The 15906-nt window shown below is 47.7% G+C and carries 14 protein-coding genes; 8 read left to right on the forward strand and 6 right to left on the reverse strand.

Features of this window, described 5'->3' with window-relative positions; genetic code table 11:
• The first annotated feature begins 253 nt into the window (after positions 1 to 253).
• The 6 genes from H9L42_RS11705 to H9L42_RS11730 all read left to right on the forward strand — a co-directional run bounded on the left by H9L42_RS11705 (position 254) and on the right by H9L42_RS11730 (position 5099).
• Complete coding sequence (locus H9L42_RS11705; RefSeq protein WP_187303585.1) at positions 254 to 877, forward strand: thiamine diphosphokinase; 624 nt, start codon at positions 254 to 256, stop codon at positions 875 to 877.
• 180 nt (positions 878 to 1057) lie between these two features.
• Entirely contained in the window at positions 1058 to 1603 is a 546-nt protein-coding gene (locus tag H9L42_RS11710; protein ID WP_187303586.1) for an ECF transporter S component, read from the forward strand.
• Positions 1597 to 2334: an amidohydrolase family protein gene (locus H9L42_RS11715; protein ID WP_187303587.1), complete on the forward strand. Its 738-nt coding sequence runs from the start codon at positions 1597 to 1599 to the stop codon at positions 2332 to 2334. The genes H9L42_RS11710 and H9L42_RS11715 overlap by 7 nt, the downstream gene beginning before the upstream one ends.
• Positions 2335 to 2433: 99 nt before the next feature.
• A complete protein-coding gene (gene ytvI, locus H9L42_RS11720) occupies positions 2434 to 3576 on the forward strand; it encodes a sporulation integral membrane protein YtvI (RefSeq protein ID WP_187303588.1) in 1143 nt (380 codons plus the stop codon).
• The gene (locus tag H9L42_RS11725) at positions 3573 to 4499 is read left to right on the forward strand and encodes an AEC family transporter (protein ID WP_187303589.1); all 927 of its coding nucleotides are present in this window, start codon (positions 3573 to 3575) and stop codon (positions 4497 to 4499) included. The genes ytvI and H9L42_RS11725 overlap by 4 nt, the downstream gene beginning before the upstream one ends.
• A gap of 18 nt (positions 4500 to 4517) precedes the next feature.
• The gene (locus H9L42_RS11730; RefSeq protein ID WP_187303590.1) at positions 4518 to 5099 is read left to right on the forward strand and encodes a GDSL-type esterase/lipase family protein; all 582 of its coding nucleotides are present in this window, start codon (positions 4518 to 4520) and stop codon (positions 5097 to 5099) included.
• On the opposite strand, the gene H9L42_RS11735 is transcribed toward H9L42_RS11730, so the two are convergent.
• Positions 5100 to 5576 (reverse strand): hypothetical protein, encoded by a 477-nt coding sequence (locus H9L42_RS11735; RefSeq protein ID WP_187303591.1) that lies wholly within the window; start codon positions 5574 to 5576, stop codon positions 5100 to 5102.
• Positions 5577 to 5671: 95 nt separating this feature from the next.
• Positions 5672 to 9163: a helicase-exonuclease AddAB subunit AddA gene (addA, locus tag H9L42_RS11740; protein ID WP_187303592.1), complete on the reverse strand. Its 3492-nt coding sequence runs from the start codon at positions 9161 to 9163 to the stop codon at positions 5672 to 5674.
• A gap of 96 nt (positions 9164 to 9259) precedes the next feature.
• Here addA and gpmI point away from each other — a divergent pair, with 96 nt between their 5' ends.
• Positions 9260 to 10789, forward strand: a complete 1530-nt coding sequence (gene gpmI, locus H9L42_RS11745) for a 2,3-bisphosphoglycerate-independent phosphoglycerate mutase (protein ID WP_187303593.1) — start codon at positions 9260 to 9262, stop codon at positions 10787 to 10789.
• A gap of 208 nt (positions 10790 to 10997) precedes the next feature.
• Here the strand turns inward: gpmI and H9L42_RS11750 are convergent, their stop codons facing one another.
• Positions 10998 to 12494, reverse strand: a complete 1497-nt coding sequence (locus H9L42_RS11750) for an NAD(P)/FAD-dependent oxidoreductase (protein WP_187303594.1) — start codon at positions 12492 to 12494, stop codon at positions 10998 to 11000.
• Positions 12469 to 13674 (reverse strand): aminoacetone oxidase family FAD-binding enzyme, encoded by a 1206-nt coding sequence (locus tag H9L42_RS11755; protein ID WP_187303595.1) that lies wholly within the window; start codon positions 13672 to 13674, stop codon positions 12469 to 12471. The genes H9L42_RS11750 and H9L42_RS11755 overlap by 26 nt, the downstream gene beginning before the upstream one ends.
• 139 nt (positions 13675 to 13813) lie before the next feature.
• Between H9L42_RS11755 and H9L42_RS11760 the strand changes: the two genes are divergently transcribed.
• Complete coding sequence (locus tag H9L42_RS11760) at positions 13814 to 14665, forward strand: metallophosphoesterase (RefSeq protein WP_187303596.1); 852 nt, start codon at positions 13814 to 13816, stop codon at positions 14663 to 14665.
• Between the two features lie 75 nt (positions 14666 to 14740).
• Here H9L42_RS11760 and H9L42_RS11765 read toward each other — a convergent pair whose 3' ends face one another.
• Positions 14741 to 15496 carry an HdeD family acid-resistance protein gene (locus H9L42_RS11765; RefSeq protein WP_187303597.1) on the reverse strand — a complete coding sequence of 252 codons (756 nt, stop codon included), beginning with the start codon at positions 15494 to 15496 and terminating at the stop codon, positions 14741 to 14743.
• Between the two features lie 25 nt (positions 15497 to 15521).
• Entirely contained in the window at positions 15522 to 15896 is a 375-nt protein-coding gene (locus H9L42_RS11770) for an adenine nucleotide alpha hydrolase family protein (RefSeq protein ID WP_187303598.1), read from the reverse strand.
• Positions 15897 to 15906: the final 10 nt, after the last annotated feature.

Genomic DNA, 15906 nt, shown 5'->3' on the forward strand with positions numbered 1-15906 from the left:
ACCGGCACAAATCCATCCATAATTCTCTATTTTTGTAAAAGTAAAATCCATCCTGTAGACTTAACTCTTACAACATGGATTTTACTCTTACAAACTGGACGTTATTTTTACAAGTCACCTTATTTCAGGAAATTTTGTTTCGATTTTACAATTCATTTCCTTTTCTCTTAGAATTTTTATGCTATAATAACTTTTACCCGCATAATTCGCTATTTCTTTGATTATCCAATTTAAGAATTCAGGTATCTCAATTATGAAAAAATGTTTAATTATTACATCTTATATAGAAGGTTCTCTTTCAGAAATAATCGGAGATGAAGCTTTCGATTTTATCCTTTGCGCGGACGGTGGATGGGATCACGCGCTTCAAGCCGGTCTTACGCCGGATTTGCTTATTGGTGATTTTGACTCCATGAAGGGATGCGCTCCCTCAGATATCGAAATCATTACTTTTCCCGCGGAAAAAGATGATACGGATACGGGCCTGTGTCTGAAAACCGCTATCAGCCGCGGTTGCACGGACATCTTAATTGCCGGCGGTCTCGGCGGACGATTTGATCACTCGGTAGCGAATATTCAGTTGATGCTTGGAGTCGTTGACCTGGTGGATCATATTGCGATAAAGGACGGCCGAAATTACTGTACGGTACTCAAAAATGGGGAGATACATCTTCAGAAAAAGGAAGGATTTCATCTGTCCGTCTTTTCGATGACTGAGCAAAGTCGTGGAGTCTGCCTCTCCGGTGTCAAATATCTTCTTTCAGATTACACCCTTACCGGAACCTTTCCTTTAGGTGTCAGCAATGAATTCGCAGATGATTACGCGACAGTACGTGTTGGCGATGGCACGCTTCTGATTGTACTGTCCTCTGACTGACGCCTCCGAGTTCTGTACCTTTTTATTTTGTACAAAGTGTTCCCTGCTTTTTCTTTTAAATTGTATTTTAAGTTCTTTTTTATAAAGTGTTATTTTCTTTTTTATATTTTTTGTCTCTTTTAAAAGATACAGTTTCGTGCTATCCTGTTTCAGAAATCAAATTTCAGGAGGTCAGATTGAATGAGACAGACACAGAAAGTAAAAAATTTGTGTGAAACCGCACTATTTATCGCAATTGTATTTTTAGGAGTATTTATCATTAAATTCCCCGGTCCTTTTGGGTACGCCCACATTGGTGATTCTATGATTTTCCTTTCCGTTCTTATGCTGGGAGGGAAACGAGGCGCTGCCGCCGGGGGACTGGGGGCGGCTGTCGCGGATATTGTCAGCGGCTATACGATCTGGGCGCTGCCTACCTTTATTTGCAAAGCAATTATGGCTCTACTCATGGGCTTCATGATCAAACGCCACGCATTTGGACTGAAAGGACGCCCCCTCTGGATCGTAGCTGCCGCTGCCAGCGGAATCGCTCAGGGCATCTGCTACGTATTATTCTGGCTTCTGCTGTTCGGACGGGCGGCTGCCATTGCCGCGGTTCCAGGCCTGCTCTTCCAGACTGTATCCGGAATCATCATCGCTCTTGCGATTTCAGAAGCCCTGCAGAAGACAAGCTTAAAAAGACACTTCATTTACACAACTGATGGGAAAGGAGCACAGACATGTTAGAAAAGATAAAACAGTTTAAAAAGATCGACGCCCATAGCCATGTAGGGCATTTCGGTGGCTGGTCCAATGTGAGCATTACACCGGAAGAGCTGATCCGCCAGATGGATGAGTACAATGTGGAAAAGGCAGTAATCTGCACATTCCCCATAGAAGAAAGCATTGCGGCAGTCGACCAATATCCGGATCGTTTTATCGGCGCCGCCTGGGTTAACCCCATGGAAAAGGACGCCGTTTCACAAATTCGCAGCGCAGTAGAGGATCACGGATTTAAGGCGGTCAAACTGCACCCCCTTTCCCAGAGTTATCTCCCCAATGACGAATGCGTCTTCCCCATCGCGCAACTGGCGCGGGATCTGGATATTCCTCTGATGATTCATACCGGCCATCCGCCCTTTTCCCTGCCATGGAGCGTAGCCCAACTGGCGGAGCGTTACCCCGATGTAAAGATGGTCATGATCCATATGGGACATGGGAACGGAATGTATGTACAGGCTGCCATTGATATGGCAAAAAAATATTCGAACCTATATCTGGAAACATCCGGAATGCCGATGCATACGAAAATTAAGGAAGCTTATGAACAAGTAGGCAGCGACCGAATCATGTGGGGACTGGACGCGCCGTTTCACCATCCAACTGTGGAAATGCAGAAAGCCATTGTCAGCGGCCTTTCCGATAAACAGCTCGAAGATGTTTTTTACAATAACATCAAAAAACTGCTGAAGCTATAACCTTGACAGTGGATACCGCTTTCTCCTATAATAATCCTGAGATTGGGATTATTCATATCTTTTCTGCATTTATGCGAAGAGTGATTGGGAGAGGGATCTATGGAAATCGAAAAAAAGCGAAAATTTATTATTAACATACTGTATTTTGCGATTATCCTGGCTATTGTCTGGGTCATTTTGGAATGGGGCCTGTCCCTTATAATGCCGTTTATCATTGCTTTTTTAATTTCCTGGGCGCTGCAGAGGCCAATCCGCTTTTTATCGGAGAAACTGCGCGTTCACAAAAAAATCCTGGCAATCTTTTTGGTTCTGTTGTTTTACTGCACGATTGGACTTTTGATCGCCCTTCTGATTATTAAATCATTTTCCGCAGTAGGCGAACTGATTGCCAGCCTCCCTGCTCTTTATGAGGCCCATATAAATCCTCTGATCGGAAAAATTTACGACAGCCTGGAAAGCTCGTTCATCCGCTTGGATCCGGAGCTTATGAATGCTCTGGATACCCTGATTCAAGACTCAGCGGCTTCTATTGGAGAGATTATTTCCGGGCTGTCCATGACGGTCGCCGGTGCTGTATCAGGCGCGGCATCCTCTCTTCCCGGTTTTTTGATCCGTCTGCTTCTGATGGTAATTTCTACATTTTTTATATCTATGGACTATGACAGACTCATGGGCTTTATTCTTCGTCAGTTCAACGACCGTACACAAGAGCTTTTCTTCCAGATAAAAAAGTATATCATTGGCACCCTGTTCGTCTGCATCCGTTCTTATGCCCTGATTATGAGCATTACCTTTGTGGAGCTTTCGATTGGACTTCACATTCTTCGGGTTGAAAATGCGTTCCTAATCGCGCTCCTCATCGCGGTCTTTGATATTCTCCCTGTTCTGGGAACGGGCGGGATTATGATCCCCTGGGCAATCATCACATTCCTCTTAGGGAATTACTCTTTGGCTATTGGGCTGGCGGTGCTGTATGTAGTGATTACAATTATCCGTAATATTCTTGAGCCGAAAATTGTTGGAGGAAACATCGGTCTTCATCCAGTTGTAACACTCATCAGTCTTTTTGTAGGAGCTCAGCTTTTCGGCGTAGTCGGCTTGTTCGGTTTTCCGATTTTCCTGTCGCTTCTTGTAAACCTGAATAAAAACGGAACAATTCATCTGTTTAAAATGGATGAGTCCAAGGAATCAACGGAATCACCGAAAGCAAATCGGCGAATCATGAAAAGGAGAAGAAAGTGATAAACGGAATTATAAGTGTCCTGGTGGTCTTTCTTTTAATGGGCACCGGGTTTTACTTTACAAGGACAAAAAAGTGGGTTCAGGGCACAAGCCAGATTTTTTCTACGGTCGTGGTTCAAATCGCGGCGCCGGCCCTTGCCATAGTCAGCATCGAAAATCGATTCACACCGGCGCTTTTAAAGTCTTCTCTTTGGAATCTTCTGATCGTTGCCTGTGTCATGCTTCTTATGCACTTTCTCGGCAGACTGCTGGGGAACCTTATGAATCTGCCTAAAAAGAAAAAGGCAGTTTTTACAACAACCTTTACCTTTAACAACAGTATGTTCATCGGGCTTCCGATTATCAGCATCATCTTCGGCCATGATGGACTTCCGTACCTTTTCACCTTTTATTTGGTGACGATTACTCTGTTTTGGAGTCTGGGAGCATGGACGATTTCTCAGGCTTCCGATCAAGTCAGATTCCGAGCTTTTTCGGTGCGCCGCATTTTCAGTCCGGGGCTCATCGGTGTGCTGATCGGCTGTCTGTTGGCAGGATTCAGTCTCAAACTGCCCCTTGTGCTGGAAACCACCCTTACCTACCTGGGTGATCTATGTGTTCCTCTTTCCCTGCTTGGAATCGGTGCGAATCTTTCTTCCTCTCTTTCAAAGGGTATGATGAAAATCACCATCGACCAAATTGTGATCCTCTTTGGAAAATTTGTTTTAAACCCTCTGCTTATCTGGGGAGCTTTTTCTCTTATGGGGGTATCCGGACTTCCCCTGAAAGTGTTTATTATGGCCGCCTCCCTTCCCTGTCACGCCCAGACTGCCATTTTAGCTCAGTTTTATGATGTAGAGGGAGAGTACGCGTCTAATTTAGTCAGCCTTTCCACGTTGGTAAGTCTGATCACCATACCCGTATATGCGGGAATTTTACTTTAGTATTAGGAGGAATCAATTATGCGCAGCGTTTGTTTTGGTGACAGCTTTGTCCGCGGCTTTGGTGTAAAAGCGGACGAAAACTGGGTGTTTCTTCTCAATACACCTTGCAGCACTTTTATCAACCATGGCATCTGTGGAGATACAACAGGCGGAATGCTGGCCCGTTTCGGATGTGACGTCGTTCCAGAAAAGCCGAACTATCTGTTTCTTCTGGGAGGACTCAATGACCTTCTGGCCGGTTCACCGGAAACCACAGTACAGGCCAACTATTTTGCAATGGTTCATCAGGCTCTTCATCACGGGATGATCCCTGTGATCTGTACCTGCCCTCCTTTTGATCCCAACGCGGCCAGACGATGCTGGCCGGAACTCACCAGCTTTGAACTTATCAAAAGGCGTTACGAAACACTCCGGGACTGGCTTCTTTCCTTCTGCCGGAGCTACAAGCTGGCCTATGTGGATTTTTACGGAGAATTCGCAAAAGTCCTTTCCCGGAATCCGGAAAAGGACTGGTATCTTGATGGAATCCACCCTACAGCTGAAGGCCATCAGGTTATGCGTGATATTGCGGTAGACGCTCTGCGGCAGCTGTCCCTTTAATCAGATTTTTTTCTCCGGCTCATCCTGGGCCGGAGATTTTTCTTCACTTTCAGCTTCAGCGGCTTTTTCACCGCCGTCCGCCCCGTCTTCTTCCGGGTCCCGTAATTCTTCCGCTAACGCCGGATCCAGTGACTCCATTGTCACTGTCCCCTGCGGAACCCCTGAACCCGAAGTTTCTCCGCGATTCTGCTTATCCAATCTACTGAGCTTAGCCAGAATCAGACCTGCCGCCCAAAACAACACCGCGAATCCCAAATAAGTCCCACTGCCGGAAATTACATACTGTATTACCTCCGTAATTCCATCCGATATGGACATTCCGTAGCTCTCATAATAACTCTGTACATATGTGATAGAGTAATACAGCATAAAGCCCGCGCAAATCAGAGATGCTGCCGCAAGCACATATAAAATTACCGTACATGCGGGCAGCTTCTTTTTCACCGGTTCTTCCAGGATTTTCAGTTCTTCTTTCATTCCCATACCTCTTTCTTTTACAATATTTATTCATTATGCAGGAAGATTCTGTTGTCTCTCTGAAGATTCTGTGTGTATGGGTTGTTGTTTTTTGATCATTCCATTTCAAAAAAAGCGTTTTCACTGAACAAATATAAGTAAGCGCCGGCTACAGGCTTTTTACGGATCGTCTCCAGAGCCTCCTTATAAATTTTAATCTGACCCGCATAAGTAGTTTTTAGCTGTTCCAACGCAGATTCTTTCTTAGTAGGATCGATATAACTGTTTTTATAATCGATCAGGATCAAATGTTCCGCTTCCTCAAAGTAGCAATCGATGATTCCCTGCACCATCACTTCCGATCCGTCAACTTCTTTTAGCAGATTAAATTCTGTCTCTTTAAAAAGCTTTTCCGCGCGGGCAGCCCTCGCTCCGATTTCACTTTTAAAAAAGGTTGCGATTTTTTCAGGTTCCACAGCTTCCGCTTCTTCCGGAAGCAGCAGCTCCTGCTGTATCATTTGCTCCACCTGACCTGACACATAAGCGGTACCTCCCCCCGCTTCCACCTGACGCAGCGCTTCTTTGAAATCCAGACATTCCATGACTTTATGCATGATCGTCCCTCTCTGAGCAGCGGAAAATTCAACACTTCCCTGAAGAAAGGCCGGTGTCTTTAATATGATATCTTCCTGTGCCGCGGTCTGCCCCATGCGGCTCAGCTCGGTAACGGAGTATTTGGATTTTTGACGAAGAGCCTGCTGATTGGGGTATACGAAGGACAATCTCCGATTGATCTCATCTCTCAGCCCATTCTCCTTCTCATAACAGGTTTCTTTCGCCGCTCTGGCTTCTGCCTCAAAAAACAGGGAGCGCACTTTCTCCCGATTTTTACCCCTTGTTTTGTTTTCCGCGCTCATCTGACTACGGTCATGGAGATTCATCTCCATTTCGCATTCTTGTGCCAACGGGAAAAGATAATCCAGAAAGCAATTTTTAGCCTGAGCTGAAGCAAATTCCCCGGTTTTCCCCGTTTTCGCCGTTCCAAGGAGAATCAACTGATCCATGGCTCGTGTAAAAGCTACATATAAAATTCGTATTTCCTCTTCCAGATCTTCCTGGCGCAGTTTCCGCTCGATTGCTGTCTGCATTAAAGTTTTTCTGTGCCAGTGCTCCCTGTAATTGACCCGTGTCAGTCCCAGCCCCAGGTCCTTATGGGCGAGAAATCCCTTGCCTGTCTTCCCTACATTAAAACGTTTTCCAAGTCCGGCTACGATAACGATTGGGAATTCCAGCCCTTTACTCTTGTGAATGGTCATGATGCGAATGAGGTCTTCATTTTCATTGATCAGTTTTACCTGTCCGGTGGGAATGCTCCGATTTTCCAACGCCTGTATATAGGTAAGAAATCCGTAAATCCCTCCATATCCGGTTTCCTGGAAATCTCTGGCCTTGTCTGCCAGCGCCCTCAGATTCGCTTGCCTCTGCTGTCCCGCGGGAAGAGCTCCGCAGTAAGTGTAATAGCCCGTCGACCACATCAGATCCCAGATAAACTCTTCGAGGGGAAGGGCCTGCGCCTTTTTTCGATAGCGCTCCAGCCGTTCTAAAGCATTCCTGCACTTTTCGGTAAGCGCATCCGTTTCTTTCCGCATACTGTACCGGAAGAAGGCTTCGTAATAGGAAACTCTTTTATTGCTCAGACGGATCTGTATCAATTCTTCAATGGAAAAGCTGAATACCGCCGATCTAAGTACGCTGAGCAACGGCAAATCCTGCTGTTTATTATCAATCAGCCGCAGCAGATTAAGAAACACCTGGATTTCCACCGTATCGAAATACCCGGCGCTGTCATCCATATAAGAAGGCAGATCCAGCTCTGTGAACACTTCCTGAAAAACATCGGCGTAATTTTTGGTACCCCGCATCAGAATGACAATATCCCGCTTCTGAATCGGCCTCTCACATCCCCGTTTGCTGTCAAAAATGGGTTTTCCGAGAATTCCTTTTATGATTTCCGCCGCCTGATACGCTTCAAGCTGTGAATTTTTCATTTCCGCCACTTCCCCGTCCAGGTCCATATCCTCGCTGACCCGGCTGTCAATGACGTGAAGCTGGGTCCGGTAGTCGATAGGTCCGTCGTAAGAAATGCCCTGATGCAGAGCCGCCGCGTCGTCATATCCTGCCATAATCTGTGAGAAAACAGCGTTTACCGTCTCAATAACGCTCCGTTTGCTACGGAAATTGCGGTTCAAATCCAGTTTCATGCTGCATCCTTCTTCCTCGGAAGCATAAGTCCGGTAACGGTCCTGAAAAATTTCCGGCTCTGCCAGGCGGAATTTGTAGATGCTTTGCTTGATATCTCCTACCAGAAACAGATTATTTTCCCTGCGGATCCGTTCAATCAGCGTATCCTGCAGCACGTTGCTGTCCTGGTACTCGTCTACAAAAATGCAGGTGAATTTTTCCCGGTATTCAGCCGCCGCCTCCTCATGCTCCAGAATCTCCAGCGCGTAATGCTCGATGTCGTTAAAGTCGATGATCTTTTTTTCCTTCTTTGCCCCGCAAAACTTTTCGTCAAACTCCCGAATAAGAGCTTCCAGATAGCGAGCTGCCGGATACACCTTCCTCAAATCCTCCAGGTATACCGAAATATCCTGGGCAAAATACCGTTCTTTCAAAGCATTCAACTGCTTTTTTCCGTAGTCTCTGGCATTTTTGACTGCTTCCTTGACTGGCTCGTAGTCTTCTTTTTCCTCCTTGGAAGCCCGCATGATATTCGCTTTAAACGAAGCAAGCAGTTTGCGGATCCCCTCAAAATCTCCCTTCTCCGCCAGGCTCTGCAGAGGCTGCAAATTTTCCAGATCCTCCTGATTTTTTCGATAGACGCTTTCCACTCCCGCGGTTTCCGCAATATCTCCCGCCTGTTCAAAGGCCCGCAGGATCTGGTTCACACTAAAATAGATATCCTCCTGGATAAAATGGAACAACCTGCTTTCTCTAAATTCCTCTGAATCCAGATTCAAATCCTGTACATGCTCCGAAAGCCAGGCAAGGGGATGAGGAATACTTTGAATCGTCGTATATAATCTGAGAATCGATTCCTTTAGCGCCCGTTCATTTCGATCCGAAGCATAAGCTCTGAGAAACTCCAGAAATTCCTCATCTCCGGATTCAAACCGCTCCGCGAAAATCTCATCCAGTACATCCCACTTGAGAATTTCCACGGTTCCTTCATCTCCAATTTTAAAATCCGGTTCCACATCGATCAGATAAAAATATCTGCGGATCACCTCCAGGGCAAAGGAGTGGAAGGTGCTGATATTGGCGTTTGCCGCCAAGTCTAGCTGCCTTCTTAAAAAGGAGGCGTGGCCCGGATCCTCCTCGATGGCCTTTGTAATGGCGCTCACCAGTTTTTCTTTCATCTCTGCCGCCGCCGCGTTTGTAAAGGTAACGATGAGAAACTGATCCAGAGGGATTCGATCCCGCAGGATGAGCTGTTTGATCCGTTCTACGAGAACCGCGGTTTTTCCCGACCCTGCCGCCGCGGATACCAGCATATTTTTACCGCGCAGCTCGATGGCCTGCTGCTGCTGCTTTGTCCATTTAACCATTTGCTTCTGTTTCCTTTCCTGCCCTTTATTATACGGAAAAATGCTGATTCCCGCAATGAAGATGTGGTATAATAACTTATACTGGAGGTTTCATTTATGAAAAATTTTAAACGGCCGACCATGCTGATGATTCTGGATGGATTCGGCATCAATAACGAATCTTATGGAAACGCCATTGCCCAGGCGAGTACTCCCGCTCTGGATCGTATTCTTTCCACCTACCCGAAGACTACGCTGAAAGCCTGCGGACTGGCCGTGGGGCTTCCGGAAGGTCAGATGGGAAATTCCGAAGTGGGACACCTGAATATCGGCGCCGGGAGAATTGTCTATCAGGAGCTGACTCGCATTACAAAGGCAATCGAGGACGGTTCTTTTGAAGAAAATTCGGTTTTAGACCGCGCTGTTTCTCATACGCTGAAAAACGACTCCGCCCTTCATCTGCTGGGTCTGCTTTCCGATGGCGGCGTTCACAGCCATATCCGCCATCTGCTGGCTCTCATCGATCTGGCTGCGAAAAAAGGAGTAAAAGAGCTGTATGTCCACTGCTTCCTCGACGGGCGGGACGTACCGCCCCGGTGCGCGGATAAGTACATCGCTCAGCTGGAAGAGCATATGAAAAGAATCGGTCTCGGAAAAATCGCCACAGTATCAGGAAGGTATTACGCCATGGATCGGGACAAGCGCTGGGAGCGTGTTGTAAAGGCTTACGACGCCATGACCCTGCGGGAGGGATTTCAGACGGAAACGGCCTCAGAGGCGGTTTCCGCGGCTTACGAACGGGATGAAAACGACGAATTTGTTCAGCCGACCTGCGTCGCGGGAGGCCAGCCGGTAAAGGACGGGGACTCCATGATTATGTTCAACTTCCGTCCGGATCGGGCAAGAGAAATCACCCGCGCCTTTGTTGCCGATGATTTTGATGGATTTGAACGCGGGAAAAAAATTGACGATCTCTTTTATGTTTGCATGACCCAATACGATGCCCAGATGCCAAATGTAGAAATCGCCTATCCGCCGCAGACTCTCAAAGCGACTCTTGGAGAATATCTGGCGGATCTGGGACTGACGCAGCTGCGGATCGCGGAGACGGAAAAATACGCCCATGTCACTTTCTTTTTCAACGGCGGCGTGGAAGCGCCCAACCGGAACGAAGATAGGATTCTCATTCCATCGCCCAAGGTTGCCACTTACGACCTGCAGCCGGAAATGAGCGCTTACCTGGTTACGGATAAAGTTTTGGAGGAGATCGCTTCCGATAAATATGATGTGATTATCCTCAATTTCGCCAACGCGGATATGGTAGGACATACTGGAGTTATGGACGCGGCAGTCGCCGCCATTGAAGCTCTGGATAAATGCGTTCCCCAAATCGTGGACGCGGTTCTTACAAAAGGAGGACAGATCCTTCTGACCGCGGATCATGGTAACGCGGATCAGATGCTGGATGAGCAAGGCGCGGTTGTCACCGCCCACTCCCTAAACGATGTTCCTCTCGTGCATATCGCAAAGGAGCCGGCGCAGCTGGCAGACGGCGGAAAGCTGGCGGATATCGCTCCTACTCTGCTGGATCTTATGGGGCTTGAAATTCCCGCGGAAATGACCGGACACAGCCTGGTGAAAAAATAGACGACGGTTGAAAGTTTGGCGGTTTTATCAACAAACCGCCAATTTTCATTTTTGTTGATAAATTTTCAACGGCTTCAAGCGGCGAATTGAAGGGTCGGGACGCAAGCTACCCGGAAGCTGCCCTTTCGCGGCCTGAAACCGTTGATTTTTTTGTAACAATGAGATAAATTTAGGATTTGTTTCTAATATCCGCCGTCCCGCGCGGCTTTCACCATCCCGGCTGTCCGCTCTTTATCACCGCTTCCGCGGCCCGAATTCCATCTACCGCGGCGGACATGATTCCTCCCGCATAGCCGGCGCCTTCCCCTGCCGGATAAATTCCCGCCACGGGAGATTCCTGTTCCGTTCCCCGCAGAATCCTTACAGGCGAGGAGCTGCGGCTTTCAACCGCGGTAAGCCGGGTATTCGGATCATCAAATCCCTTTAATTTTCTCCCTAAATGAGGCATTGCTTCTTTCATGGCTTCCACAGCAAACTCCGGCAGAGACGCGGCCACCGGATTGCCGTCCGTTCCAAAATCTTTCCACCTGCCCTGGGGCGGGTTTCCGTTAGCAAAGGCCAATCGTTCATAGCGCTCCTGAAAGTCCACTCCCGCAAGGACGTCATCCGAAGGAAAATCTGAGGTCCGCACATCTACCAGCAGCGCGCTGTTGGCAAATTTTCCGTCTCTTGCGCTGTAGCTCATGCCGTTTGTTACCGTCTGTCCTTTTTTTGAGGCTGCCATAATGACTTCTCCTCCGGGACACATGCAAAACGTATAGACGCCCCTTCCGTTTTCGCAGTGCCAGCTCAGCTTGTAATCGGCGGGCCCCAAGATCTCCGCCAGTTTCGGGTCCCCATACTGGGCCCGGTCAATCCATTCCTGGGGATGCTCCACTCGTACGCCGATGGAAAAAGGCTTTTGCTCCATGGGGACACTCCGGTTTCGCAACATATGCAGTGTATCTCGTGAGCTGTGCCCGAGGGCCAAAATCAGATGTTCTGTGGAAAGACTTTCTCTCCCGTTTATCTCCACACCTTTCAGTCTCCCGTCTTCCAGGATCAGATCGGTCAACCGGCTTTCAAAGCGGATTTCCCCGCCTGCCGCGAGAATCCGTTTCCGGAGGGTTACCACTACCTTCCGCAATACATCCGTACCAATGTGAGGCTTGTGTTTATAAAGGATCTCCTTTTGAGCCCCGGCGGAAACAAAGGTTTCTAATACTTTAAAAATACGAGGATCCTTAATCCCTGTTGTCAGTTTGCCGTCAGAAAAAGTTCCCGCGCCTCCTTCTCCAAACTGCACGTTGGATTCCTCATTGAGAAGGCCGTTCTTCCAAAACTGCTCCACATCCCGCACCCGCTCTTCCATAGCGCGCCCCCGTTCCAGCACAATGGGGCAGTACCCCCGTTCCGCCAGAATCAACGCCGCGAAGATACCACAGGGACCAAACCCCGCAACCACCGGGCGGTGGTTTAAAATCGTATTCCCCGCCTGCGCTTCCTTGTATGAAAGGTCCGGAGCCGGATCCAGTTTCAGTTTTTTCCTGCAGGTAAAATCTACTGTATACACCAGCCGGATCTTCTGTTTGTCCCTGGCGTCAACGGATTCTCTGCGGATCACCCAGTCTTTTATCTCCGCTCCGATTTTCTTCTGAATCAACCTCGGAATCCGCTCTTTAGAGTCCCCCGGTCTGAGTTTAATCTGATGAATTCGATATCGCATTTGCCATCGCCTTTCCTGCTTTTCTTCCCGTTTCCCATGCGTGCTGCAGGTTAAAGCCGCCGCATGGGCCATCAAAATCCAGAATTTCTCCGGAGAAATAAAGCCCTGGAATCAGCTGTGATTCCATAGTATCTCCATTCACTTCTCCGAAAGGAATACCTCCTGATGTACACTGGGCATAATTCCAGCCCTTCACACCGCTGAGAGAAAGCGTCCATGATTTGAGAATCCGCGCCGCGGACTCCACTTCCCCCTCTGAAAGCAAGGCTGCCTGTGTTCCGCAGGCAAGACCGGATTTTTCCGCGAGAACCTGTTTCAATTTTGAGGGAACGATAGAAAGAAACAGATCCTCCACTGCCAGCTCCATAATGTTCTGCCGCCTGTGAAGAAGGACGATCGTTTCCTCCCAGTCCATTTCCGGCAAAAAATCAAAGCAGATCTGATAACGGGCGATCCCCTCAGCAAACGTTTCTCCTGGCTCCAGCTTAACTTGCCTGCTCAGGTTCATAACACAGATTCCGGAAATCCCGTCTTCATTAAACTGCACTTCACCGGTTTCCTCTGCCATCAATTTGCCGTCTTTTCTCAGACCTACGCGGGCCATAGCCCGGACTCCTTTCAGCTGTTTTAAATTTTCCCGCGTTTCCAGTCCGGTCAGTATCGGGGCCAGACGTGTCACTTTGTGCCCCAGAGCTTTTGCCAACCCATACCCATCCCCGGAAGTCCCAAGCTGCGGTCCCGCTTTTCCCCCGCAAGCCAGCAAAACCTTTTTTGCTTCCAGAGTTCCGCCCTTATACCGCACCTGAAAACCACCTCTTCCAGAAAGAGGCAGAATCTTTTCTACTGTGCATTCTGTCTTCAATTCCACCCCTAGCGACTTCGCTGCCCGCACTAAAGCGTAGACAACATCTTTCGCCTGGTTGGAATTAGGATAAACTCTTCCTTCTCCATCTGTATATGTAAAAACCCCCAATGACGCGAAAAAATCTAGAGTTTCTAACGCTCCAGAACACTTTCGATTGGTCAGATTACACCTTCCATTCCCCGAAGCCGCGATCTTTTTCCCAGGCATTTGCTTCTTTTCTAAAATTAAAACGCGTCCCTGCTTCTGCTCTGCCGCGCTGACCGCTGCCGCAAGGCCGGACGCTCCCCCTCCAATGATGCAGATATCAATCATCATCTCTCCTCTTATTCATAAATTATTAAGGAAATTATAGCACACATTTTAAGGAATCTCCACCCGCCCCGCATTGAAACAAAATCAAATCAGTGGTATGATAAGAAAGCGGCTTAAGTTCAGACAGAAAAGAGGTACGAATGTGTTAAAAGCCATTGGAAAGCTTTTTAAAATGATTATTTCTGTAATTCTGATTCTTATTTTCCTGGCTCTTGCTCTTATCGGGTATGCCCACTTTATCGAACCAAATCGGCTTACAGTAACCCATATTGAAGATACCAGCGGTTCCATGAAAGAGTCTCTTACGGTGGCCCTTTTCGCGGACACCCATTTTGGATTTCAATACGATCTGGAACAGTTTGAGAAGGCTGTCAATGAAATTAACGAAAACCCGCCGGATCTCTTACTTTTTGCCGGTGATCTGATCGATAATTTAAATGAATACTCCGGTGATCCTGTGGAAATTTCCAATGCCTTATCACGAATGAAAGCGAATTTTGGAAAATACGCGGTATTTGGAAATCACGATTATGGCGGTGGCGCGGAACATCAGTACGAAGATATTATGAACGCCGGAGGTTTTCAGGTATTGGTAAACGAAACCGTTACCTTTAAAGATTACAACTTCCGTCTTATCGGAATTGATGATCTGCTCATCGGCTATGGAGATCCATCCGTTGTTAACCGTGCGGGCTCTGACATGTATAACTTAGTTCTCTGCCATGAACCGGATATTGTGGAGAAGGTGCTTGCTTCCAATACTGACTGTATGCTTGCGGGCCACACCCACGGGGGACAGATCCGGATTCCTTTTTACACGGAAGACTTTCTGCCTTCTTACGGAGAAAAATATGTAAAAGGCGAATACCGGCTGGACAATGGAAACCAGACGCTCCTCTATGTCAATTCCGGTCTCGGGACTACGAAGCTTCCCGCCAGGCTGGGCGCGGTTCCGGAGCTGACCTATCTTACCATACAGCCAGATGCATCATAAAAGAGCCCTTTTAGCTAAAAAACAGCCTTGAAGGCTATCTTCAAGGCTGTTTTTATCACTTTTTCACAAGCAGAATTAATTCTGCCAAAAAATATCTTCCACACGTTCTAACGCGCGTTCCACATCATTTTTCGACGTCTGTTTTTTGTTCGCTTCCGGCTGCGCAGCTGCTGAATTTACTTCCCGCGGCTGTCCTTCCTGTGTTTTCTGAACTGTATTTTCTCGCTGCATCTGAGCTGCTGGCGACTTTTGGGACTTTTCTGTTTTCCGTTTCTTTCCTGTTTTCGGTTTTTTTACTTTCTTCTCATGGGGCATATGAATGCCCAGTTCCAAGGTACTGATTCCCTGCAGCAGGAACATAATACCCAGGAGAACAGCAATCGCAAGCCCCGCGATAATCGGGTTCAGAAAAGCGTAAAGCCCTCCGAGTATACAGAGTACTCCTGTTATGAGGGTCCATGCGAAATTCGTCCTTTTATTGGATCGATCGATCAGCGTCGCTGTTACGACCCGCAGAACTCCGGAAAACATAACCCACATGCCGAAGACCATCGGAATCGCCACATCCGCCGCAATCTGACTGGTAAGAACAAGAATCCCCAGAATTAATGTAATAATGGCTTCTGTAAGAATCCATCCGTTGTTATCCTTCTGACTGTTCTGCATACCTGCCCTGCCCCAGCAGTAAGCGACCCCCTGTATGACACTGCTGGCTACCATAATCATTCCCAGTATAAAGGCCAGCGACAAAAATGTTTCACCAGGATTCGCAAAGCAGAACAACCCGGTCAAAACCAGCAACACGCCGCTGATAATCGTAAAAACTCTCAAAATCTTACCTCCTTATCACCTTTCCTCACGGAACCACAGTCAGTTCCGCCTGCTGACAAATCTTTTCTCTGAATCTGTTAATAAGGTTGTCTTCATTTTTTACCTGACCCGACTGCCCCAGGATCACATGGGTGATCTGGTTTTTATCCACCAAATCCACCAGTGTCTCCAGAATATTATTAGAGCGAACCACCGTAAGGTTCGCGCCGTACTCGATGGCTTTTCCGTACAGGTAATCCAGGGCCTCCCCTTCTTCGGAACTTCCCAGGATTTTAAAATCCTTTGGCGCAACATGAATAATAAACAGCTCCCCCTCCTGTCCATCCAGGACTTCATGCCCGTAGCGGATCAGGCGATCGCACGTTTTCTGCTGCGTCACACACACCATTACATTTTTCATAATAAAACAA

This window comes from Zhenpiania hominis (genome assembly GCF_014333425.1).
GTDB classification, from domain to species: Bacteria; Bacillota; Clostridia; order Peptostreptococcales; family Anaerovoracaceae; genus Hominibacterium; species Hominibacterium hominis.

Bases quoted from the DNA above. Each gene is read 5' to 3' on its own strand.
- H9L42_RS11705 (WP_187303585.1), top strand. From the start codon at position 254: ATGAAAAAATGTTTAATTATTACATCTTATATAGAAGGTTCTCTTTCA.
- H9L42_RS11710 (WP_187303586.1), top strand. From the start codon at position 1,058: ATGAGACAGACACAGAAAGTAAAAAATTTGTGTGAAACCGCACTATTT.
- H9L42_RS11715 (WP_187303587.1), top strand. From the start codon at position 1,597: ATGTTAGAAAAGATAAAACAGTTTAAAAAGATCGACGCCCATAGCCAT.
- ytvI (WP_187303588.1), top strand. From the start codon at position 2,434: ATGGAAATCGAAAAAAAGCGAAAATTTATTATTAACATACTGTATTTT.
- H9L42_RS11730 (WP_187303590.1), top strand. From the start codon at position 4,518: ATGCGCAGCGTTTGTTTTGGTGACAGCTTTGTCCGCGGCTTTGGTGTA.
- H9L42_RS11735 (WP_187303591.1), bottom strand. From the start codon at position 5,576: ATGAAAGAAGAACTGAAAATCCTGGAAGAACCGGTGAAAAAGAAGCTG.
- addA (WP_187303592.1), bottom strand. From the start codon at position 9,163: ATGGTTAAATGGACAAAGCAGCAGCAGCAGGCCATCGAGCTGCGCGGT.
- gpmI (WP_187303593.1), top strand. From the start codon at position 9,260: ATGAAAAATTTTAAACGGCCGACCATGCTGATGATTCTGGATGGATTC.
- H9L42_RS11750 (WP_187303594.1), bottom strand. From the start codon at position 12,494: ATGCGATATCGAATTCATCAGATTAAACTCAGACCGGGGGACTCTAAA.
- H9L42_RS11755 (WP_187303595.1), bottom strand. From the start codon at position 13,674: ATGATGATTGATATCTGCATCATTGGAGGGGGAGCGTCCGGCCTTGCG.
- H9L42_RS11770 (WP_187303598.1), bottom strand. From the start codon at position 15,896: ATGAAAAATGTAATGGTGTGTGTGACGCAGCAGAAAACGTGCGATCGC.